Genomic DNA, 24,101 nt, shown 5'->3' with positions numbered 1-24,101 from the left:
AGTTTATTATAAATCGGCTTATCATTCTTCATTAATCACTCTTTTTCTTAACTTTAAACCTCAATTTCAATACAGACAATGACAAATAAAGATATAATCAAAAAGTTCCGTTTAACGACTTCATTAATGGAACTGCACGGTGCCAACCCTTTTAAAACAAGAGCCTATAGTTCAGCTATTCAAAGCATGGAAAATGCCGGTACACCTTTAATCTCTTTAGATCAAGACGGTCTCGTGGGAGTGGGTTTATCAAAAACGATGGCAGAAAAACTCACGACTCTTTTTGAAACGGGTACTTTCAAGGAATTAGACGAATTGGAAGAGCAAACACCAAAAGGCGTCATTGAAATGATGGGATTGAGTGGTGTAGGTCCAAAGAAAATTGCTACACTCTGGAAAGAATTAGAAATTGATTCTTTAGAGAAACTAAAGGTGGCTTGTGAAGAAAATAAAGTACAAACGTTAAAAGGTTTTGCTGCTAAAACTGAAGCTAAAATCCTTCAACAAGTACTTTTCCTACAGGAAAACCGTAAACGAATGCATTATGCAAAAGCAGAAGTTGTAGCCAATGACTTTATTGCTTTTCTGCAGAAGAAAAACCTTCAGGTGGCTACGGCTGGAGCATTGTCATTACATAGAGAAGTAGTCGAAACATTCCAGTTCACTATTGCAACTGAAAGCTCATCTTCCCTTATAGAAGTCATAGAGGAATATGAGGATGTTTCAATTGATTTTGAAAAGAGTATTCCTCTTACTTTAAGAGGTACAATCGGTGAAAACGAAAGTCTGTTAGAAATATTCGTAACTTCTTCTGAAGAATTTATCAAACTATCTTTCCAAAAAAGTGCGACTGTTCAGCACCTTCAATTACAAAAAGAAGGAAATATGTCTTTGGCTGAAGTGTTGAGAAAAGAAGAAGTAAATTCTGTAGAAGAAATATATGAAAAAGCAGGTCTTCCTTTCTTCCCAGCTCCGCTAAGAGAAGGTCTTTTTGATGAAGATTTTGTAAAAAATGGAATCCCAGAACTAGTTCAGGATAGTGATCTCAAAGGTTCTTTACATAATCACTCTGACTATTCTGATGGGCAGAATACATTGAGAGAAATGGCTGTTTATTTGAAAGAGCAAGGGTATGAATACTTAGGGATTTCTGATCACTCCAAAACAGCTTTTTATGCCAATGGTCTTTCTGTAGAAAGAATAGAACAACAGCACCAAGAAATCGATGAATTGAATAAGGAATTAGCTCCTTTTAAAATTTTCAAAGGGATTGAGTCTGATATTCTTTCTGATGGTAGTTTGGATTATGATGATGATGTACTGGCTACTTTTGATTTTGTTGTTTCTTCGATTCATTCACCGTTGACAATGACAAAGGAAAAGGCAACAGAACGTTTAATTAAAGCCATTCAACATCCGGCAACAACTATCCTTGGTCATCCAACTGGAAGATTATTATTACGAAGAGAAGGCTATCCAATCGATCATAAAGCAGTCATCGATGCATGTGCTGAATACGGTGTAGTCATTGAAATTAATTCGAGTCCATGGCGTTTAGATCTTGATTGGAGATGGGTACATTATGCACTAGAAAAAGGCGTAAAACTATCGTTAAACCCAGATGCTCATGCTGTAGAGGGGTACAACGATATGCATTACGGATTGCTCGTAGGCCAAAAAGGAGGACTTAGTAAAGAGATGACATTTAATGCTCTTAATAGAGAAGAAATAGATAAATACTTCCAATCCAGAAAAAAATAGAATAGTATAATTATTCATATAAATGCCGAGTGAATGAAAGTTCATTTCGGCATTTTTGCATGTAATGTTTCATGAATTTAGTACATAAAAAGTACTTTATAAATAATTGATTTTAACATCTATAGAAATTGCAAGTAGATTGTAGGGGCCCTTTTTAAAAATGAGTATCTTATTGAACTAATTTTAGAGGCCCTTTAATTGCATGTTAAAAACAGAAGAAACCAGCAAGTACATTGCTAAATTACCAAGAGGAATTATAGGGGCTACGATTTTTGTAAGTATAGCTCCCCTTATAATGCAGCTTACATTTTTTAATTTTGGAAACCCTTCAATTCATCATATCGAAGATTCATTATTAGACAATGTAAGTGTTCGCTCTCTTATTTTTGAAGAGTATATTGGCTTTTTCGTTCATCTCATATTGGAATGGAGTGGCGTTACGATCGCCCTTTCAACTGCTGCTTTAAGTTTTATCCAATATAAGATGACCGGTAATACTACAGCTCCAATCATAGGTATTGTACTCTTCTTTGCAGGATGTATGGATGCCTTTCATACCTTAGCAGCAGCTAATATCATTGAATCTATTGCTTTTAATGATAACTTTATTCCATTTACCTGGACCCTTTCAAGAATATTCAATTCTACAATACTATTATTAGGCATCGCCCTTGTTATTAACTATAACGATGTAATTCTTAAGTATAGAAAGAACCATATTATGTGGGTAATCTGTTTTATTGTATTTATTATTACATACGGTATTGTCCACTATTGTGCTGTTGCAACTGCCTTACCGAATACATATTACCCTAATTTTTGGATCAGCAGACCTTACGATATTATTCCTTTGGTCCTTTATGTTATTCTTTTTACAATCCTTATTCCAACACTCAAAAGGAAGGATCCAGGAGTATTTGTTGAGGCACTTTTGTGGAGTATGCTTCCAGCAATTGCAACTCAAATTCATATGGCTGTAGGGTCAGATAGACTTTTTGATGAACATTTTAACATTGCACACTTCTTGAAATCAATTTCATATGTTATTCCATTTATAGGGATAATTATGGACTATATGTATATGTATCAATTAGATCATATCAGGATAGAAGAGATGGAAAAAGCTCAAAAAGTATTACAAGGAAAAAACAAAGAGCTTGAACAGTTTGCTTTTATTACATCCCATGACCTACAAGAGCCTCTTAGAACTATTTCAAGTTTTTCTGATTTACTACAAGAGCAAGATCTTTCTCAATTAGATAAAGAATCTAAAAAGTTTATTTATTATATTGGTCAAGCATCCAAAAGGATGTCAATGCTTATTCATGGACTTCTTGAATATTCCAGGCTTGGCAAAAACAGAGAATTAAAAAGAGTAAACATCAATGAAATCCTGGGCCATGTTCAAGACGATATGCAAGTTGTCATCGAAGAAACTAATACCATCATTGAATATGTTGATTTGCCAGTCGTTTATGGCTATCCGCTTGAGTTAAGACTATTATTCCAAAACTTGATTAGTAATGCTATTAAATTTAGAAAACCAACCGAAGCTCCTTTTATCAAAATTTCATCTGCTCACATAGACGGTGAATGGATGTTTGGGATCCAAGACAATGGGATTGGTATAGATGAGAAATTCCGACAGAAAATCTTTATTATTTTTCAAAGACTCACCTCAAAAAGTGATGGTGAAGGTACAGGAATTGGACTAGCCCATTGCCAAAAAATTATTGACCTACACCATGGGCAAATCTGGGTAGAATCAGAAGTTGGAGTAGGTAGTACTTTTTATTTTACTATTAACACAGAAGAAGAATGAACCGAGAAAAATTGAACCAAATATTATTAATAGATGATGATGAACCTGTAAATTTTCTTCACGAAATGATCATTAAATCATCAAAGCTAACTGATGCTAAAATTGAAATTAAAATGCTGGCCCAACAAGGTCTTGATTTCCTTAAGAAGCAAATTATTGATGAAGATGAACCTCTTCTAATCTTTCTAGATATTAATATGCCTAGAATGAATGGTTGGGAGTTTCTAGATGAGTTTGAAAGTATGCCTTCTGAACTTGTTGATAACACGATTGTAGTAATGCTCACAACAAGCTTAAATCCGGATGATAAGAGTAGAGGAGAGAAGCATCCAGCAGTCAAAAAATTCATGACTAAACCATTGACAAAAGATGGTTTTCAAAATGTATTAGAAGAGTTTTTCCCAAACTAAAAGAGGCTTGAAAATCATAATTTTCAAGCCTCTCCATAGAAAGAATGACTATTACTCAGCAGACGCTTCTTCGTCTTTTGATTCTTCTTCTGTATCTTCTAAAGCTTCAGGGTAAAACTCTGAAAGCTTATTGTACCATGTCACTAATTTTTTAATATCAGAAGTGTAAATACGGTCTTGATCCCAGTTTGGTAATACTGAAGTAATAAAATCTTCTAAGTCATCTTCACTTTTTGTATCAATATCAGTTAAGATACCTACACCAAATTTAGATTTGATCGATTGGAAAACTTCCTCTAAAGCTACTGATTCTTCAGCTTCACCTGTTACATACATAGAAATCTCTTTCAAAATAGAGATTCTTTGGCTTGCATTCACAATAGTTTTCTTAGGCTTTACTTCTAAAGATTCTACAATTACACCTGTACGTGATGGTTTAACAATCTTAAATAAGCCAGGTTTACCAGCTACTGAAGCAATATCTTTTAAATTCATATTTAATTATTTTATATCATTACATTCATGTACTCTACGATTAATACAATAATAGAGTTCATGGACTTACCGATTTTTCTTATCAAAAATGCTACGCAATTTAATAAATCATCTTATGATTTCTCAATAAATAGCTGTCATTAATTATTAACCCATGCTTGATTAATGCGTTTTTATGCAAGTTTTAGGTCATCAGAAATAGATAGTATTATTGCTAAAGCAGTAAATGATCAATTGATGGGAGTAACTATTCAACAAAACACACACAATATCAAAATGTTTAAAATATGAAAAAACCCATGGAGAGCTCTCCACAGGTTTTTCATATATACATTTTGGCTTTTTAGTCTTGTTGAGACCAGAATTACTGTAGCGTAATCTCTAGTGCTAAACCGCGAAGTTCGTGCACTAATACGTTGAATGATTCTGGAACGTTTGGATTTGGCATATTGTCACCTTTAACAATTGCCTCGTATGCTTTCGCACGTCCTTGAACGTCATCAGACTTCACAGTTAAGATTTCACGAAGTACATTAGCTGCACCAAATGCCTCTAATGCCCAAACTTCCATCTCACCGAAACGCTGACCACCAAACTGAGCCTTACCACCTAATGGCTGTTGAGTAATCAACGAGTAAGGTCCAATAGAACGGGCGTGCATCTTATCATCAACTAAGTGACCTAGTTTCAGCATGTACATCACACCAACAGAAACTCTTTGGTGGAATGGATCACCTGTTAAACCATCATATAATTGAGCACGACCAAAGTCAGGTAAACCTGCTTCTTTCAATTCTGCTACTACTTCTTCTTCAGAAGCACCATCAAAGATTGGAGTCGCATATTTTCTACCCATTTTCAAACCAGCCCAACCTAGAACAGTTTCATAGATTTGACCGATGTTCATACGTGAAGGTACACCTAGAGGGTTCAAACAGATATCCATTGGAGTACCGTCCTCTAAGAATGGCATATCCTCTTCAGGAACAATCTTCGCAACAACACCCTTGTTACCGTGACGACCGGCCATCTTATCACCTACTTTCAATTTACGACGCTTAGCGATGTAAACTTTAGCAAGCTTCACGATACCTGTTGGTAATTCGTCACCTACTTCTAGTGTAAATCTATCACGCTTGAAGTAACCTGTTACTTCGTTACGAGCATTCACGTAGTTCTTCACAGTAGCACGTACTAATTCGTTGATACGAGCATCAGACGTCCAGTTGTCTAAGATAAGGTCACCGATTAGGTTCACTTCCTCAGGAACTGCATAACTAGAATCATCACGGAATGGGTTCTCTCCAGAGAAGATGTTTTCAGCGATGTTTGCATCAGAGAAAGTAACTCCTTTGCTCATCACTTCTTGACCGAATTTATGGAATACGCCTTCACAAGTCATACCGTCCAATAATTCAATCAATTTAGACATCATCTTATTCTCTAAACCTTTCAAGTCGCGTGAGTATTGCTTTTTCAATAACTCAACTTCTTTCTTGGCTTTAGCACGCATCTCTTTGTCCTTCTTAGGACGAGCGAATAAACGTGTGTCAATTACAGTACCGATCAATGATGGTGAAGCTTTCATTGATGCATCTTTTACATCACCTGCTTTATCACCGAAGATCGCACGTAATAATTTTTCTTCTGGAGTTGGATCTGATTCTCCTTTAGGAGTAATCTTACCAATTAATATATCACCAGGACGAACACGTGAACCTACACGGATAATACCGTTTTCGTCAAGGTTTTTCACTGCGTCTTCACCAACGTTAGGGATTTCAGAAGTTAATTCTTCCTCACCACGTTTAGTGTCACGCACTTCTAATTCATGTTCAACAATGTGAAGTGATGTATAAACGTCATTACGTACTACACGCTCTGAGATTACAATCGCATCCTCAAAGTTATATCCCTGCCAAGGCATGAAGGCTACTAGTAAGTTTTTACCAATTGCCAATTCACCATTTTCAGTAGAATAACCTTCAGAAAGAACGTCACCTTGTTTTACTCTTTGTCCTTTCTTCACGATAGGACGCATGTTCATACAAGTATCCTGGTTCGTTCTACGGAACTTCACCAAGTTGTGTGATTTTACATCGTCTTCGAAAGTAGCTAACTTTTCGTCCTCTGTAAGATCATATCTCATATGAATACCATTCGCATCAACTGTATCTACCACACCGTCTTTCTCTGCAAGAACTACAGTACGAGAGTCAATTGCTACGTTTCTTTCCAAACCAGTACCTACGATTGGAGCCTCAGGCTTCAATAATGGCACGGCTTGACGCTGCATGTTGGATCCCATCAATGCACGGTTGGCATCATCATGCTCTAAGAAAGGAATCAATGATGCGGCAATCGATACAATTTGGTTTGGAGCAACGTCCATATATTGGATATCTTCTGGCGCTTTAAGCGGGAAGTCACCCTCATAACGTACTTTTACAAACTCTTCAGTGAAGCGGTTGTTCTCATCTAAGTCTGTCTTAGCTTGAGCGATAAATTTATCATCTTCCTCTTCTGCTGAGATGTAAGTAACGTTTTCATCTTCAATGTCAACAACACCGTCTGTTACTTTACGGTAAGGAGTCTCAATGAATCCCATGCTGTTTACTTTAGCATATACCGTAAGAGATGAAATCAGACCAATGTTTGGACCTTCTGGTGTCTCAATAGTACAAAGACGACCGTAGTGCGTATAGTGAACGTCACGAACCTCGAAACCTGCACGCTCTCTTGATAAACCACCTGGTCCTAATGCTGAGATACGACGCTTGTGCGTTACCTCTGCAAGAGGGTTAGTTTGGTCCATGAACTGAGATAGCTGGTTGGTACCGAAGAACGAGTTAATCACTGATGATAACGTACGAGCATTTACCAAGTCAACTGGCTTAAAGTCTTCGTTATCACGAACGTTCATACGCTCTTTAATAGTACGTGCCATACGAGCTAAACCTACTCCGAATTGAGAGTAAAGTTGCTCACCCACCGTACGGATACGACGGTTTGACAAGTGGTCAATATCATCAACTACTGTTTTAGAGTTGATCAAGTGGATCAAGTGCTTGATGATTTTGACAATATCTTCTTTAGTCAGTACGCGCACTTCCATGCCTGTCTCCGACTGTAACTTACGGTTAAGTTTGTAACGACCTACTTCACCTAAATCGTAACGTTTGTCTGAGAAGAACAAGTTGTTGATAATATCACGTGCAGTCTGATCATCAGGAGCCTCAGTGTTACGAAGTTGACGGTAGATTTGGTGTACCGCTTCCTTCTCTGAGTTTGAATTATCTTTTGCTAATGTATCGAAGATGATACGGAAATCGTTGATGTTGATATCTTTTCTATGAACGATCACAGAGTTAACACCTGCGTCTTCGATCAATTCAAGATCTTCCTCAGAGATGATATGATCACGCTCCAAGATAACATCGTTACGGTCGATAGAAACTACCTCACCTGTATCCTCATCTACGAAGTCTTCTGTCCATGTTTTAAGAACACGAGCAGCCAATGTTCTATTCTCTAACTGAGCAAGGTTTGTTTTATTTACCTCGATTTCCTCAGAAAGTTCAAATAGATCTAAGATGTCTTTGTCTGATCCATAACCGATCGAACGAAGAAGCATCGTCACTGGGAATTTCTTTTTACGGTCGATATAAGCATACATCACGTTGTTAACGTCTGTTGCAAATTCGATCCATGATCCTTTGAAAGGAATTACTCTCGCTGAGTAAAGTTTAGTACCGTTAGTGTGTTTTGATTGAGCAAAGAACACACCTGGAGATCTGTGTAACTGAGAAACGATTACACGTTCTGCACCATTAACTACAAACGATCCACGAGGAGTCATGTAAGGAATGTTTCCTAAGAACACATCTTGTTCGATGGTTTCAAAATCCTCGTTATCTTCGTCGCTACAAGAAAGCTTTAACTTAGCTTTTAAAGGTACACTAAAAGTCAAACCTCTTTCTACACACTCATCAACAGTGTATTTAGGAGGATCAATTGTATAATCAATAAATTCCAAATTAAAGTTCTCACGAGAATCTGTAATTGGGAAATTCTCCATGAATACTTTGTAAAGACCTTCGTCTTCACGTAGTTCCGGTGGAGTGTCGATTTGGAAGAAATTGTGGAAAGACTTAAACTGTACATCTAAGAAGTCTGGGTAGCCCAGTACTCTTTTTGCTGATGCAAAATTCTTTCTACCGTTCTTGAATGTTGCCAAGGTGGTATTCTTTTTTAAGTTTCAAAAACTATCTGCTTATACGGTATCTCGTACCATCCTAAACAGAGGCGCCAAAATGTAAATTATTGCAAGTAAATAGACTATTTTGCCCGATGCAAATAATATATTTTACATGCAACTTGCAAATATAGACAAAAGTTACTAAAGTCATACTCTTATTGGCATAAGTTTTATCAACAATACTAAATAACTTAAGAAATGTCATTGTATTGTTAGCATATTTATAAAACTATCTGAATAATAGTTTGCTAAACCTTGATGTTTAAAAATAACTTCTCCTTTTTCATTAATAACATAAGTAGACGGAATGCTGTTACTTTGAAACACGGATGGGGTAGAAGTTCTTCTTCGGTAAACTGGAAAGGTGTATTCTTTTCTCTTTAGAAACTTTTCCGCTTTTTCTTTATCTTCATCTACATTCAGCATAATAAAAACTACATTATCATCTTTTTCAAAATGTTGGTATAACTTTTCTATGCTTGGCATTTCTGCAATACACGGCGGACACCATGATGCCCATACATTTAGAAATACCTTTTTCCCTTTGAACGATGCAAAGTCCACAGCTTGATCTGTTTCAAACTTTGCTAGTTGCCAACTGTAATCGGTCTTCCCAACATACCCTTCTGAAGAAGAGGCATTCATAAGTCCTGTCATTAATAAACCTCTTTGTATCATTGCAGACACTTCCGGCAAGGCTCCTGTAATATATAGTCCTCCCAAGAGAATAACGAAAAAACCCCATGATTTTAGTTCTTTAATGATGGATTGTTTTGAAATATTCATATTCAACCAACGTATTCTAAACTGTTTCGAATTATTTTTTTAATGACTCCCTTCAAATACCTGAAGTAGTATCAATACTTTGACGTATTATCAGCATTTTACTTACAAAAATAATATAGGAATTAGTGATAAGGAGTAATATTTTTTTACATAAAAAAGCCTCAGTATTCTCTATTTCAAGATTCTGAGGCTTCTCATCTATAATTTATTTTTAAAGCAAATTGATTACTTCTTACTTTGTACTACAGGTAATTCACTTAATATCTGAGTTTTTAAGAAACTATTTACCAATTCATTCAATTGATAAAAACGAGCAACCGTTTTGGGCGATAACTCCTTTTGCATCATTTTGATATGCTTCTTTTTCAACTTTAGGTTTTTCTGTTGAATCACCATCAGCTCATTTACCATATTTAATGCTTCTTCATCAGTGATACCATCTGTTTCACTAATCAAGTCTTCAAATAATTTAGTTTTCTGTCTTGATAATTCTGAATTATCTAACTCAAACTTATCATATAATTCCCAAAATTTTGTTGCTTCTTCTAGAGATAAATCCATATTCTCCATAAAGAAAATTCTTTTTTCCGTCTTAATAACCGACTTAATTGTTTCCGCATCTATATTCTGTGCGTTAACCATCATTGATGTCCCTAAAAGAAGAGATGCTATTATTAATAATTTTTTCATTACTGTAGATCGTGCTTAAAATTCGTTTTTATAACTCTTTAATACTCAAAGGAACAAATAAGGTTACAGTGTTTCCTTAATAATATTCCTTAAAAACTCATATTCAATAATTTAGAATAGAAAATTAATTAGTCATTGTTCCTCAATTAGAAAACAAAGCCTACATTAAATCCTAAATAAGAATGATCTGTCGCATTACCTGCTTTGAAAGCATGATTATAACGAATAGTAAACAACATATTGAAAGAAGAACTAACATCTGCAACAACACCTACCTCTGGTGCTACACCAAAATGCCAGTTTTGTTCAATAAAAGCCCATTGGCCAAATGAAGTTCTTTGGTTTATATAATAAGTACCCAATCCTACACCCACAAAAGGATTAACGATTCCATCTTCATTAAAATAATAGTTAGCATGTAGTAAAATCGGTACTGTATTGTGATATCTATATTGTTTACCGTCTGCCACAATTCCTTCCTCTGGGCTATTGTAACGGTCATCTACTTTTTGATATAAAACATTCCAGTTTACTGAAAAGCCAAAAGATACAGGAGTAGTGAGCAAATGCTTCTTCCATTCCAAGCCAACACCTCTACCACTAAAGGTACTAATGTAATCGCTTGTATTCCCTAAAGGCAAAGCCATTTGATAGGTTAAAATGAAATCTGATTGTTGAGCAGAAGCATAAAATCCTGTCAATCCCAACAAGAGAGTTATAATATATTTTTTCATGATTTAAGTTCTTTATGAATAGATTGGAGGTTGACTTTGAATTATTCGGTGCCTGCTTTAGCTGTATTGTATTGATCAAATAAAACATCAACACCCTCATTGATCAAAGGTACGCTATTCGCTCTTGAAAGAACGCCATTTAAAGCTCCTTGCCATCCTAATATAAGGACTGGTACCTCATCATTTCCAATCCCTTCATTTTCTTTTGTTGTTTGCTCTACATCAATAAAGTCAAGAAGGATGGTTCCATTACTATAAGAATAATAAGAATATCCTCCACCATACCACGGATATCCTGGATATCCCCAACCTGGGTATCCCCAACCTGGATAACCTGGATAATAGGGTGGTTGCCATACAAATCCTGATTGCTGTACTGCAATTTGTGAAAGCTGAATGAAAAGATCCGGTACTTTTGTCCCAGACTCCAATTCACTCTTTGTTACTTTTTCCAACTCCAAAATGCCTTGAAGCTGAGTATCTACATTAGCAAGAACAGCTAACTGTTGTACTAAAGTTAAAGTATCTTTGGTGTTTGAAGTAACAGCAATAGAATCTTCTACTAAATAATAGGTACGATATGCTCTCAGACTTTCTACTGAGTCGTATCGTGAGATCGCAATATCTAAATCGCTTGTATATTCAGCCCCACCTGGGTAGCAGCTTTGCAATAATGCGATTAGACTTGATAGCATAAATGCTTTAAGAAAAAGTGTTTTCATGATTAAAAAATGAGTTATTACAAATGTTAACACTACTAAAGATAAATGACTTTTTTCTGAAAACCACTACAATTAACACACAAAAAGAGCAAGTGTATACTGTTAATACAATAGTAAAACTTTTAAAGACAAAATTAGTATTAGTAAAAAGGGATTCTGTATTTTTATGACGTTACTATTTATAGACTTAAAACTCCCGTATTCTTGAAAAAAAAAATTAGTTTTTTTCTTCTCGGCTTTTTAATATTCATTTCCTTTTTAATAGGCAGGATAGACAGAACGCCATTACATTCCACTGCAGAATATAAAAACACCATTATCAATACAGATAATATTATATCTGCAATACACAAAGAAGTTTCTACACAAGATACTCTTCTTGTAGGGTGGGCAGCTCAATCCATTATTCCTAAAAATGTCGTATTACCTGTAGCCGGTTATGGTTTCAGAACTGTATATACAGCAGTAAGGGATTCTCTGTATGCTAGAGCCTTTGCCTTTGACGATGGAGTAAGAGAGTCTTTTGTTCTTACATTAGACCTGATGATTTTCCCTATTGAAGTAAGAAAGCGTTTGGAAAAACTATTACCAACTATTGGCCTTACTACAGATCAGGTCCTTTTCTCTGCAATACATACACACAACGGTATGGGTGGATTTGATCCTTCAGCATTGGGAAGCCTATCGATGGGTAAATATTCTGAAGCAGCAACTCAAAAGATAACAGAAGCTTCGTTTAATGCCATAAAAAAAGCTCGTAATACAAAATCGAAAGGAGGAATTGGTTTTATACAAACCGAATCACCTGATTGGGTAAGAAATAGAATTGTAGATGGAGGACGTAAAGAAAACTCTATCCGTGCTATTAAAATCAGCAGAACAGATGGAAAAAGAGCAATTATCACCACTTATAATGCCCATGCCACTTGTTTAAATATGGACTTCTGGGTCTATTCAAGAGATTATCCAGGTGAGTTTATCGATTATTTAGAAAAACAGCCATCCATTGACTTTGCAATGTATTGTGCAGGAATGGTAGCAAGTCATGGCCCTAATAGCCCGCATGGAGAACGAGACTTTGAAATGATCAAGCACATGGGGCAAGCACTATCTGATTCTATATTAAAAAAATGGGATGATACCACCGTTGATTATATTGTAGACGCTAGTGTTCATAAGGTTCCCATTAATTTCAGACCCTCTCAAGTAAGAATTGAAGAAAATCTAAAAGTTCGAGATTGGGTATTTAAAATGGCTTCTGGAGGACTGGAAGGCGATATTACCTATTTCAAGTTAGGAGATATAGATTGGTTTGGTACTCCCTCTGATTTTTCAGGAGAGATTGCATTGGATTATAAATTTGACTCGTTAGCAAAAGAACATAATAAACATTTCATGCTATCTAGCTTTAATGGAAATTATGTTGGTTACATTACTTGTGATGCTTATTATGACTCATTACAGAGCTATGAAATCAGAGAAATGAACTGGGTAGGACCTGAATATGGTGCTTATTTTGGGGATGTTATTGAAAAATTGATTAGAAATTAAAGCAATCTTATCATTTCAGTTGTGAAATTAAACAGGATAACTTAGATTTGCTTATAATATAGAAAGTCACGACAAAGCCTATTTCCTTCCGGTAAGGTGACTACGATGTAGATAGCTTCTATCTCACACACAATCTTAATAATATAAATTAAGTTTCTTCATAAAGTATTTCATTATAGCGACAGTCTGAAACACTGTCATCATTATTTTTATGTATACAAGAAAGCTACTAGAGGCTAAACTGCTATCTGAGTTGAAAGATATTGCAGAAAGTCTTGGCATGAAAAATTTCAGTAACCTTCGTAAGAAAGAACTCATTGAGAGAATTGAAAATCAAATCAAGGCTCAAGAAAAAAATGAGAGTGCACAACCTGTGGCTGATGCACCAAAAGAAGTAGAGCAAACTCCGAAAGTTACGCCAACTGCCTCTAACGATAACGATAAAGAAAATGCTCCTCAACCAGAGAGCGAAAAGCCCGTTAATCAAACAAAGAAACCAGAAAACAGATCTGATAAAGCCCGATTAAACAAACGTTCTGCAGCACCAAGAGAAAGGGTGAAAAGAGAAAATGTTAAGAAAGGGAACACTAATCAGAGAGGTAAAAATCAAGATCCAAAGAAAGCTAAAGGTCAAAAAAGTAACCCTGGTCAATCTAACACTCCAAAGCCAATTACTCATGATGATATTATGTCTTGGGAAGAAATAGATTTAGGTATTGATCCTTTAGATGATATGCCTGATTTCGATATGTTCTTAGATGACGAATCGGATGAGAAAAATCCTACACTTCAACAGGAAAGAAATAAAGCCATTGAGCAAAAGGCTACTGAACCTCCAAAACCTGTACAGAAAATTTCTGTAAAGGATTTTGATGGTGTAATCAGTAGTGAAGGTGTTCTAGAAATCATGTCTGATGGTTTTGGATTCTTAAGATCTTCTGATTATAACTACTTAGCCAGTCCTGATGATGTCTATGTTTCTCCTTCTCAAATCAAATTATTTGGTTTGAAAACGGGTGATACTGTAAGAGGTAATGTAAGACCTCCAAAGGATGGTGAAAAGTATTTTGCTTTACTAAGAGTTGATACTGTAAACGGAAAAACGACAGAAGAAATTCGTGATCGTATTCCATTTGAATATTTAACACCACTTTTCCCACAAGATCAGTTACACCTTTCTACAAAGCCACAAATCTACTCTACTCGTGTGTTGGATTTGTTTGCTCCAATTGGTAAAGGTCAACGTGGTATGATCGTAGCACAACCGAAAACTGGTAAAACAGTGCTATTGAAAGAAGTGGCCAACGCTATTGCACAAAATCACCCTGAATGCTATTTGATCATCTTACTGATCGATGAACGTCCGGAAGAGGTGACAGATATGCAACGTAGTGTAAACGCTGAAGTAATTGCATCTACATTCGATGAGACTGCTGATAAGCACGTTAAGGTTTCTTCATTAGTATTGGAGAAAGCAAAAAGAATGGTAGAATGTTCTCACGATGTAGTCATTCTTTTAGACTCAATTACTCGTTTAGCTCGTGCATATAACACTGTTACACCTTCATCTGGAAAGATCCTTTCTGGTGGTGTGGATGCAAATGCACTACATAAGCCTAAGAAATTCTTTGGTGCAGCAAGAAATGTTGAAAATGGTGGTTCTTTAACGATCATCTCAACTGCATTGATTGATACTGGATCGAAGATGGATGAGGTAATCTTTGAGGAATTCAAAGGTACTGGTAACATGGAACTTCAGTTGGATAGAAAATTGGCAAACAAGCGTATTTATCCTGCTATCGATATTCCTATGTCAGGTACTCGTCGAGAAGATTTATTGATGGACAAAGATACATTACAACGTGTATGGATTATGCGTAGAATGATGTCTGATATGAAGTCGACAGAAGCAATGGAATTCTTACAAAGTAACATGAGAGGAACAAGAACAAATGAAGAATTCTTGATCTCAATGAACAAGTAAGAAGATTTAATATATAACTGAAAAGCCGAAGTAATTTTTTAATTGCTTCGGCTTTTTTTTTCTACTATCTTTTGAAAGCAAAAACACTTCAAATTAAAACATGATTAGATGTTTTCATCAGAAGCATTTTTTCACAAGTGATAACTGAATTATAAGAAATGAATTCAATTGCTTCTAAACTTTATTATTACCTCCCGAAGAACAATATCTTTAGCAAACTCTATCAATTATTGAGAAAGGAAAACCCCAATTGGGTGAACCTCTTTTTTGTGACAGAAGGAGCTGGTTTAGCTATTATATTTTCAATCGTTTATACTACATTATTTCAGGAAAGAGCAATTGATAATTTGCCTTATGCTTTCATGTTCAGTGGAATCATTATCCTCTTATTAGCAAGGCTTTTAGCTTATCTCGAACGCCGTTTTCGAGTAGAACACCTTAATGCCACTTATAGTTTAATAAAAGTTTTGATTGGTGTTTTTATTTGGTATTTAAGTTTAAGCGAAAATGGTTACCTCGTCATACAAGGATTAATTATAGGAATCAAACTTCTAATTTTCTTCGAAGATTGTACTTACTGGACTATTATCGAAAATTATTCCAACACACCTGAAAGAAGAAAGGTACTTGAACAAGCTAAATCATTTAAAGTGTTTGCCAAGCTCACCGGTTTTATTATAGTTTTGGTTGGATCTAATTTATTCAGTTTATCTGCAATGGCTTTTTGGTCTATTCCACTTTACCTTTTATCTGGGTGGGGGCTTTGGCAATCACTAAAAAATAGTAACATTGATGATCAGCTGGAAGAGTATCATGATAAAGTAACTCGACCTTCAAGGAAATTTACTCCTGATAGTTTTTGGGCATTTGGTATCTCCAACCCTTATGTCTTAAAGTTAGGTTTATTGACAGTTTGTATGGCTTGTGTCTGGGGGATTGTAGAGTTTTTCTTTATGATAGACTTAAGAGTATCGCTCTTTACACCTCAAAAAGGATTAATTGCTCTAGCATTATTATTAATCATCTCCTATGCTATTGTGGCTACAATCACACCTTTCTTTTCTTCAAGAAAGCTTCAAGATATAGGTATCAAAAAATTACTGACCATACCACCTCTTATTCTGCTATGTGTAGTGGTGCTCACTTACCTCGTTTTAAGGTTTAGTCCACCACAAATACCCATCATGCTTACTTTGGTGGCCATTGTGTTTATCATTACTAGAAATATTATCTTAACAACAGTGACTCCTTCCTTGTTAAGACCAATTCAGAAAAAACATAGAGGTTTTACTTTTGGTATTTTAAGAGGCTTTTTTGGTTCCTTAGGTTTAATTCTATCAGGCTTTTTCTTATGGATTGTCGATGCTGACACCCCTTCCAGAGAAGGTCCTGTTATTGTATGGCTAACTATTAGCTTTTTGCTAGCTTGGTGGCTTTGTGCCAAAATTGTTTCTAGAGATTACAGAGTTATCATCCGACGTGCATTTTTATTAAGGGATATTGAAAGTTATGAAATTGCAACACACGATCAAGAGGTCAATCGTCTTTTGGTGAATAAGTTGATTTCTCATAGACCTGAGGATGTTATCTATGCATTGGAAGCAAATACCATGATCAATCCTAAAAAGAATGAGACGGTACTTTTACATATGCTTCGTCATCCAGAGGAAGTGGTAAGGTATTTTTCTATTACTTTTAATGAAGAGATCAAAACGCCTAAGATTGAAGAAGCTATAAAAACATTAGCTCTAAAAGATCCTGATCCTAGGGTAAGAAAAAAAGCTATTATCAGCACTTGTAAAAGTGATCCAACATTTATTAAAGAAGTCATTGACTGGATTGATGATGATAATAAGGAAATCAGAAAAGGTGCATTATATGGACTTTTGTCCTCAGAATCTGAGGAACAGCGAACAATAGCACTCAATTATATTAAAAACACGCTGAAATCAGAGAACCCAAAACAACAGTTATTTGCTTTAAAAATCTTAGCAAAAGTATCTCCTTCAGAAAGCGAGCCTTACATTTTTGATGCAATTATTGGTGGGGATGATTTATTAATTAAGGAAGGAATAAAAATAGCGGGAATAGTAAAAAGCCCTATTCATATTCCATTATTGATTAATCTTCTGAAAGAAAATAAGTTTAATGATACCGTACTGAGAACATTAATTCAATATGGGGAAGACTGTCTGGATATTATTGAAAACGAATTATTTGTCAATAAAAGGAGAGAAGATGTCTATCTGATCACATTATGTAAAGTAATGGGTAAGATTGATACACCTAAATCCTATGAAATCTTATGGCAATTGGTAGATTACCCTTGGCCATTTATGAGAATGGCTGCCTACAATGCACTCAAAAGATTAAAGTATAGACCTAAAACAGAAACGGATTTCCAGGTATTGAATAAACATTTAGAACGTTTCTTTCAAAATTACTATTGGCTTTGTAATGCTATAGTCGTTTTAAGACACGAAAAGCCTTCACGCACAATGCTATCTAAAGCCTTAGAAGATGAGCTAGAATTACTCGAAGAAGGAATTAGAACAATCCAAGAGTTTATGATCGCAGGTAAAGGAGATCAACTGTTTAAAGCCACTTCTTTCAGTAAGCGTCTTTTTGAATATACTGAACAAGAAATGATATTAAGAAATGCAGAGATTGAAAAAAACCTTTGGAAAACCCTGCCTTCCTCGATCTACCAAAAACTGATTATTGTTTTGGGATATTATAGCCTAGAAATGAAAATGCAAAAACTAGGCGACTATTACTCCGCAAACCTTGTTGATCCATTGAGTATTACCTTAGGGATTATCAGACCTTATAGTTTTAACCGACCTTTATTTACCACTTGGACAAAAATTACAGCATTAATTAGTATTCGTGATTCAATGTCTCCAAGTCTGATGAAATACATCGGTCAGATATTAAATAAAGACGATATCAAACTGATTGAACCCGCTTTAATCAGCTTAAAAAGAATAGAAGATTATCAAGATTTACCAGTATCAAAATCTTTAGATGAGCTGGTTTCTAAAGAAAGAAAAGATTGGCTTATGGGCATATTAAACGAAGGGACAAAACCATTATTAGAACTTGAAAAAGTAATTTTATTACGTTCAACTACATTGTTCAGAGAAATTCCTGAGCACATTTTAGTAGACATTGCAAGTATTATGCATGAGGTCAGACTTCCTAGAGATACCACTATTTTTAGGAAAGGAGAGGAGAGTAGAGAAATGTATATTATCTATGAAGGAGAGGTAAAATTACATGATGGTGGATTCACTTTTAACAACTTAATGAATCGAGACCTTTTCGGTGACCTCAGTTTATTGGATTCTTCTCCACGATCACTTTCTGCTACTACTACCAAAGATTCTGTATTGATGACTATTGAGCAGGATGATTTCCTTGCTCTGATGGGGTATAGAAGAAGTTTGATGCAAGGGATTCTTAAGACTTTAGGACAACGTATTAGAAGTCAGAGTAATTATTCGAAAAAATAGCATTTTGAATGAAGAGGAAAGATACCCTTTATGTATTTACCTAAATCAGGTTGACTGTTTTTGTTCTTAGACTTTAAGTGTAATTAAAGAGTGCCTTATCAAAAGACGAAGCACTCTTAATATATATCTCACTCAATATTAGAACTTTTAGTTCTTCTTTTCGGGCAATACCCAAGATTGCCATCTCAATATATCTCCAATTTTTGTCATCATTTGATGACCTCCAAATACAAATACTCCTAAAATCAAAAGTAGATCTGTTCCTATTGAAAGGTAAAGAAGATTATCTCTTATGAAAGGCATCTCAAATAGTCTTGGGAAATAGCCTGGAACAACTGTAATGAAAAACCAAGCGATCATACATATCACTCCAATTCTATATTGTGATGAAGTAGCAGGATAATCTTCTTCTGGTAATCCAAAAATTCTTTTTATCTTCTTCTTTACAATTTGAACACCTTCTTTACCGGCTAAAAGACCTCCTATTAATAGAAAAATTTCGGGTCCTCCTACTACAAAAAATGTAATTAATGTAGCTGTAACAGCCTTACTTAATCCCAAGAAAGGTACAATGAGACCAAATACAGGACATATTACGCCTAATACGATTATTCCTAAACCTATTTTACTTTTGATTGAAGTATTCATATCTATTTATATTTTTAATGGATTGAAAGAGGGAAGCCCTCAGAAGAAGACTTCCGTGAAATGGCAAATATCTAGGCGTTATTAAAGCTTTCGGGCGTTCTCACAGAAATATCTTTTTCACCTGTTTTGAATTTGTTGTAGACTAATTGTTCCCATTCATCACCTTTTACCATGCCTAAGTGATCTTCACTATGTGGTTTTATATCAGTCTCGTAAACCTGAATGTAAATTGGGTTAGGGTCTGCTTCATGGAATGGAAGATTCTGATCTGCATAAGGACAATTACTTGCTACCAAATACAAGTCTTTTTCACAATAAAATTCTAAACCTGTTCCGTCAGGTACAGAAGGAGACAAGAACATTTTTCCTCTCGTTACACCCTCTTCATCTGGGATAATTTGATTGGGTTGGAAAATATTCAAGTCGTTTCTATCCGCAAGAAACTGTACTTTTTTCATTCTTTCCTCCTCATCTTTAATTGCTGCAATAGCGGGAATTCTATTCAATGCTTGAATGAAATTTTCATGACAGCTATTCATATGAACTGCTTCATTTCCATATGCACACATATTGTATTCTTTTGAACAATGTGCAGCGAAGAACATGTGCTGTACTTTCATTCCATTGTCAAGATCTTCTAATAATTCGTAAGGATACTCATCTTCAACTAATGTCACGATCTTTTCCATATACTTACTTTGTGTCCAAAGAGAACCGTAAATTGAAGGAGAGAAGCCTGCTACTGCTGTAGTGCTTAAGTGATCTGACCATTGCTCTAAGTCAGGAGTGAAGAATAGTATATCCGCAATTTGTGTTCTACCATTATGTTGGTGAGGACGTTGCTCAATTCTGATTACCTGACCCGCTTTTGCATAAAAAGAGTTACCAGTATGTTTCTCTAAAACATCTTCGTAAACAAGAGTTCTTGTATTCTCTGTTTTTGTAGCTCTTACTTTTTCATAAAATTCAACATTTGGTTTTACACCTCTTGCAAATTGTTCTACTGGATCGATATCAGCGTTGTAGCTTTCGTTTTGCGTTGTCATAGTATTAATTTTTTTTGTTTCGCATTTATTTTGTTTTCACTCACATAGGCGGTAGAGCATAATAAAACCTCTATATGTTTAACCTTTTTTAACACTAAAGATCGAATACACCTATTAAACAGTCTAATCACAAGGTATTTTCCTCTTTATATAGGGGATTTAGTAATTCTAACGCATCTGATTATGAAAGGAGTTAATTACTCAATTATTCATCTTACAATAAAATTGCTATGGATTTACTACAAAAAAGATTTATAAAATATACAGATCAGATAGGAATTACTGGATCATTTGTATGCTTGGTGCATTGTATTATTACATCGGGTATTATGATAGGAAGCTCTGTGATTTCACATTCTTCACATCATCATCATGATCACATTCATCAATTAGATATTTGGGGTATAATTGATCTCTCCATGATTGTGGTTAGTGGTATTGCTGTTTACTTTTCTACAAGAAAATGTGGTTCAAAAGAAACTAGAAATAACATCATGTGGGGTAGTTACCTTATCTATAGTTTAAGTATGATTTCTAAATATTTCGGTTTTGAACCTACTTGGCTAAGTATTGTTTCTTATACTATGTCATTTGTGTTGATAGGAAGTCATTTGATGAATTTGAAAGAATGCAAGCACTAAAAAAAATTTAGTATGAAATGAAAATTAGAAGAAATTGAATTACCTCTATTATATATTAAATACTACATAATTCTAAAGTTAGAGCCAATAAGTAGATGCTTATTGGCTCTTTTGTTATGTATAAGAATATTGATCAAACTCTTTCCACCATTCCTTGGCTTGCTTTTCTGACCATGGATATTCCTGACCTAAAACTTCTAATGCTTCAATCAAACTTCGTATATCTTTTGGCCGTTCTTCCACATTGAAACTAATACAACTGAATAGCAATTGAATCAGTTTTGGAGGAAGTGAAATGTCTTTGAAAATATCTTCGGTCAGCAGGTTATCAATAGAGTCTTGTCCCATCAACATCTTCTGTGAAATTAATTCCACAATATATTTACCGCTAAACATATACAATCCTACAGCTCCAATTGCATAAATATCTTGCCTTGTATCAGCATTAAAAGGATCGTGCAACCGTTCCGGAGCCATAAACATTGGGGTACCTCCAATTCTATTGATTTTAGTCTGTTGACTCACTTTTGTGTTCATTTCTTTTACTAGACCAAAATCCAATAGTTTTACGATATCATAAGCACCTCCTTGATTGCAAATCATTATATTGGCAGGTTTGATATCTCTATGCAATAACCCTTTGAGGTGTGCTTCTTCTAAACTTCTACAGACTTTTAACAGAATATGAATTCCTCTATTAATCGAGATCGCATGCTTATTTCCAAGCATACTTTCTACAGAAATACCATTTAGATATTCCATTACATAATAGAACTGTCCATCATCACTAGTACCATAATCATATACTTTTACGGTATTAGGATGATCTAATGAGGCCATCACCATCACTTCCTTTTTAAAGCGATCTAAGGCATCTGTTCCATTTAATTCCTTCTTCAACAACTTAATCGCTACAGGCTTTTTCAATAAACGATGCTCTCCTTTATACACCTTTCCAAAGCCTCCTTCGCCTATTTTTTCTATTAATTGATACTGCCCTAATTCCTGTAGTTCAGTGTATTTTTTTCTAAGGATATCTAATTTGAAGTTACTTCGAATAACAATCACACCAAGGATGACTGCTATAAAAACGATAAGTAAGAAAGTAGAATCGAAAAGATAAATGGAACGGTTGAATTCACTGTAATTCTGTTCGTGAATCAAACCAATCTGATATGCTGGAAACCAAACCCAAGCTCCAATCACTTCATTACCCAAATAATTGATATAAGGTTCTGTTAGAGTACCACTAAACTTTGGTGAAGAAGAGTTCAAGTCTTGATGGATGATTTTATACAATGCCGTACTTTCATTTTCATTCGGCACTTTCAATTCAATATTTAAAATGCTTGATTTTGTGGTGTCGAAATCTAGGGTTTCTGATTGCTGAAGGTCTTTTAGGAAACGGCTTGTTGTCAACATCTGCCCTTTTTTATTGACTGCATATACTTCTGAAGAATTGCCATGAATTGTACTTCTAAACAACTTTCCGAAAGTTTTCTTGGAAACAAGACTCATATTAAAAACACCCTCTATTTGATCATCAATGATAATGGGTGTCGCAAAATGACACTCTGACACGTATTCACTTTGAAGCTGATGCTCATAATAGACCTGTTTATCTAATTCAATTGGTGGAAAAAAAACAGTATTTCCATCAATCACTTTCATATAAACGGGATAAGCTCCTTCGGCTAAAAATTTTCCATTGAATAATGATAAATGAGATTTTTCATCCAATAATCCAGTACTTATCAATGTCATCGGACTACTTTTATGAATGATCCCAATGCCTAATATATTCTCACTTTTACTTAAGCGACTTAATTTTTCTGTGATAGAATGAAGAGTGACTGTATCAATTTTATAAAAATCATTACCATCTTTATTGTAAAGTGAATTGAGTTGTAGTGTAGCATTCTGGACTAGTGGAGAAGAAGCAATATCTTTTACCTTCATTTTCTGATTCTCCACCCATTGATTCAGAATTGTTTTATTCGCTTTTAAAATGGCAATGTGCTCATTGACCTCCATCTCTTTAAGCTGATTACGGATATAAGTAGCATAAACATAAAATGAAGAAATAAACAGTAAAAGAATAACTACAATTATGGTGTTTTTCTTTTTAGGAACTTTCTTAATCTTTTCTGATAGATTAAGACTTTTCTGTGCTACATCATTAAAAGGAGCAATTTCTTTTTTTGTGACTTCTTCCTTTTGAGGTTCATTATCACTAAAGTTTTCCTGTTCCTTCAAAAAAGAGAGATACAGTTTTAAAGTATACTCTCTCAACTCACTATCTTCCTCTGTTTCCTTTTCTATAAATGCCCTACCTTCAGCTTCTGAGAGATCAATCACCTGTCCAAACAACGACGTTGCTTTTTCATGTAAGTTATCACTCATCTATATTTCTTTGGTTAAAAACATTCTGATCCATTGCTTGGCTACTGTCCAATCTACCTCAACAGTTTTGATAGAAACACCCAACTCATCTGCAATTTCTTGCATTTTCATCCCTCCGAAAAACTTCATCTCTACCACTTCCGCTTGACGCTCGTGTTTTTGTTTTAGGTGTTCGATTGCCTCATCTAAAGCCAAAGTCATATCACTTTTCTCTGGATTAAAAATAATCGCATTTTCGAAATCGACCTTATTCCAGTCTCCACCCCTTTTTACCGTATTTTTACTTCGGGCATGATCCACTAAAATTCTTCTGATCGCTCTTGCACCCAAAGCATAGAAATGTGTTTTTCCCTGCCATTCAATATTATCTTGATCAATCAAATTCAGATAGGCCTCATTGACCAAAAGTGTGGGTTGTAGTGTGTTTTTATTGGATTCTCTTTGAAATAGTTTTTCAGAAATTAAGTGCAAGTTTTCATATACCAATGGATAGATCTTATCACTTCTTTCATCCAAAGTTCTATTATTCAATAATTGAGTTATATTTTCTTTCATAGTGAGAAGAGTATTTTTTTATAATATCAATTTCAAAATAGAATGTCGCGTAATTCTATCTTTATCCTTTCAAATTACTA

At 35.0% G+C, this 24,101-nt stretch carries 17 protein-coding genes; 7 read left to right on the top strand and 10 right to left on the bottom strand.

Going from position 1 to position 24,101, the window contains the following annotated elements; all coding sequences use genetic code 11:
- The first annotated feature begins 78 nt into the window (after positions 1-78).
- The 3 genes from PL77_RS24140 to PL77_RS24130 all read left to right on the top strand — a co-directional run bounded on the left by PL77_RS24140 (position 79) and on the right by PL77_RS24130 (position 3,993).
- A complete protein-coding gene (locus tag PL77_RS24140; protein WP_044211163.1) occupies positions 79-1,761 on the top strand; it encodes a DNA polymerase/3'-5' exonuclease PolX in 1,683 nt (560 codons plus the stop codon).
- Positions 1,762-1,963: 202 nt separating this feature from the next.
- Positions 1,964-3,583 (top strand): ATP-binding protein, encoded by a 1,620-nt coding sequence (locus tag PL77_RS30985; protein ID WP_052444686.1) that lies wholly within the window; start codon positions 1,964-1,966, stop codon positions 3,581-3,583.
- Positions 3,580-3,993 carry a two-component system response regulator gene (locus PL77_RS24130; protein WP_044211161.1) on the top strand — a complete coding sequence of 138 codons (414 nt, stop codon included), beginning with the start codon at positions 3,580-3,582 and terminating at the stop codon, positions 3,991-3,993. Before PL77_RS30985 ends, PL77_RS24130 begins: the two co-directional genes overlap by 4 nt.
- Before the next feature lie 51 nt (positions 3,994-4,044).
- On the opposite strand, the gene PL77_RS24125 is transcribed toward PL77_RS24130, so the two are convergent.
- The 6 genes from PL77_RS24125 to PL77_RS24100 form a co-directional block, all read right to left on the bottom strand.
- Positions 4,045-4,488 (bottom strand): DUF5606 domain-containing protein, encoded by a 444-nt coding sequence (locus PL77_RS24125; RefSeq protein WP_044211158.1) that lies wholly within the window; start codon positions 4,486-4,488, stop codon positions 4,045-4,047.
- Between the two features lie 364 nt (positions 4,489-4,852).
- A complete protein-coding gene (gene rpoB, locus PL77_RS24120) occupies positions 4,853-8,725 on the bottom strand; it encodes a DNA-directed RNA polymerase subunit beta (protein ID WP_044211156.1) in 3,873 nt (1,290 codons plus the stop codon).
- A gap of 222 nt (positions 8,726-8,947) precedes the next feature.
- Positions 8,948-9,532 carry a TlpA disulfide reductase family protein gene (locus tag PL77_RS24115; RefSeq protein WP_044211155.1) on the bottom strand — a complete coding sequence of 195 codons (585 nt, stop codon included), beginning with the start codon at positions 9,530-9,532 and terminating at the stop codon, positions 8,948-8,950.
- Positions 9,533-9,757: 225 nt separating this feature from the next.
- Positions 9,758-10,222 carry a hypothetical protein gene (locus PL77_RS24110; RefSeq protein ID WP_156152515.1) on the bottom strand — a complete coding sequence of 155 codons (465 nt, stop codon included), beginning with the start codon at positions 10,220-10,222 and terminating at the stop codon, positions 9,758-9,760.
- 146 nt (positions 10,223-10,368) lie between these two features.
- Complete coding sequence (locus tag PL77_RS24105) at positions 10,369-10,956, bottom strand: outer membrane beta-barrel protein (RefSeq protein WP_044211151.1); 588 nt, start codon at positions 10,954-10,956, stop codon at positions 10,369-10,371.
- 41 nt (positions 10,957-10,997) lie between these two features.
- On the bottom strand, positions 10,998-11,678 hold the full coding sequence (locus tag PL77_RS24100) for a DUF4136 domain-containing protein (RefSeq protein ID WP_044211149.1): 681 nt from the start codon (positions 11,676-11,678) through the stop codon (positions 10,998-11,000).
- Positions 11,679-11,882: 204 nt separating this feature from the next.
- On the opposite strand from PL77_RS24100, the gene PL77_RS24095 reads away from it, so the two are divergent.
- The 3 genes from PL77_RS24095 to PL77_RS30980 all read left to right on the top strand — a co-directional run bounded on the left by PL77_RS24095 (position 11,883) and on the right by PL77_RS30980 (position 18,728).
- Positions 11,883-13,229 carry a neutral/alkaline non-lysosomal ceramidase N-terminal domain-containing protein gene (locus tag PL77_RS24095; protein ID WP_044211147.1) on the top strand — a complete coding sequence of 449 codons (1,347 nt, stop codon included), beginning with the start codon at positions 11,883-11,885 and terminating at the stop codon, positions 13,227-13,229.
- A 211-nt stretch (positions 13,230-13,440) separates the two neighbouring features.
- Entirely contained in the window at positions 13,441-15,213 is a 1,773-nt protein-coding gene (gene rho, locus PL77_RS24090; protein WP_044211145.1) for a transcription termination factor Rho, read from the top strand.
- A 158-nt stretch (positions 15,214-15,371) separates the two neighbouring features.
- Positions 15,372-18,728: a cyclic nucleotide-binding domain-containing protein gene (locus tag PL77_RS30980; protein WP_052444685.1), complete on the top strand. Its 3,357-nt coding sequence runs from the start codon at positions 15,372-15,374 to the stop codon at positions 18,726-18,728.
- 147 nt (positions 18,729-18,875) lie between these two features.
- On the opposite strand, the gene PL77_RS24080 is transcribed toward PL77_RS30980, so the two are convergent.
- Both PL77_RS24080 and PL77_RS24075 read right to left on the bottom strand, forming a co-directional pair.
- Positions 18,876-19,376 carry a transporter suffix domain-containing protein gene (locus PL77_RS24080; RefSeq protein WP_044211142.1) on the bottom strand — a complete coding sequence of 167 codons (501 nt, stop codon included), beginning with the start codon at positions 19,374-19,376 and terminating at the stop codon, positions 18,876-18,878.
- A gap of 71 nt (positions 19,377-19,447) precedes the next feature.
- Complete coding sequence (locus PL77_RS24075; RefSeq protein WP_044211139.1) at positions 19,448-20,422, bottom strand: DUF1989 domain-containing protein; 975 nt, start codon at positions 20,420-20,422, stop codon at positions 19,448-19,450.
- A 230-nt stretch (positions 20,423-20,652) separates the two neighbouring features.
- Here PL77_RS24075 and PL77_RS24070 point away from each other — a divergent pair, with 230 nt between their 5' ends.
- A complete protein-coding gene (locus PL77_RS24070; protein WP_044211137.1) occupies positions 20,653-21,063 on the top strand; it encodes a MerC domain-containing protein in 411 nt (136 codons plus the stop codon).
- Between the two features lie 114 nt (positions 21,064-21,177).
- On the opposite strand, the gene PL77_RS24065 is transcribed toward PL77_RS24070, so the two are convergent.
- Positions 21,178-23,466, bottom strand: coding sequence for a serine/threonine-protein kinase (locus PL77_RS24065; RefSeq protein ID WP_044211136.1), 2,289 nt, complete (start codon positions 23,464-23,466; stop codon positions 21,178-21,180).
- Complete coding sequence (locus PL77_RS24060; RefSeq protein ID WP_044211134.1) at positions 23,467-24,021, bottom strand: ECF-type sigma factor; 555 nt, start codon at positions 24,019-24,021, stop codon at positions 23,467-23,469.
- Positions 24,022-24,101: the final 80 nt, after the last annotated feature.

The organism is Flammeovirga sp. OC4, from assembly GCF_000812565.1.
In the GTDB taxonomy this organism is placed as follows: domain Bacteria; phylum Bacteroidota; class Bacteroidia; order Cytophagales; family Flammeovirgaceae; genus Flammeovirga.
This window is presented reverse-complemented; position numbering and strand designations above follow the sequence as displayed.